The 404-nt window shown below is 65.8% G+C and carries 1 protein-coding gene; it reads left to right on the top strand.

The window, feature by feature from the left end:
• Positions 1–404, top strand: a 404-nt coding sequence (locus I6F28_RS37235) for a PLP-dependent transferase (protein ID WP_276573456.1), incomplete at both ends; no start/stop codon positions are given.

Here is a 404-nt window from a genome sequence, read left to right on the forward strand (position 1 = left end):
TTGAGGGGCTCCTCCGTCCGAACACCACACTTGTTTGGACTGAAAGCCCCGGCTCGGTCACGATGGAGGTGCAGGACGTGCCGGCAATCGTGGCCGCGGCGCATGCGCGCGGCGTGCCGGTAGCGCTCGACAACACGTACACGGCCGGCGTGTACTTCGACGCCTTCGCGCACGGCGTAGACATCAGCATGCAAGCCCTGACCAAATATGTCGGCGGTCACAGCGACCTCCTGCTCGGCTCGGTCTCAGTCAATTCGGAGGCAATGTTCGAGCGGGTGGGCAGCGTGTTTGCCGACCTGGGCATGGGCGCCTCGCCCGACGATTGCAGCCTGGCGCTGCGTGGTCTGCAAACGCTCGCGCTGCGCCTTGAGCGTCTGCAAGCCTCCACGCTGGCGGTGGCTGTC

Origin of the sequence: Bradyrhizobium sp. NBAIM14, from assembly GCF_020193895.1 — a bacterium.
Taxonomy (GTDB): domain Bacteria; phylum Pseudomonadota; class Alphaproteobacteria; order Rhizobiales; family Xanthobacteraceae; genus Bradyrhizobium; species Bradyrhizobium yuanmingense.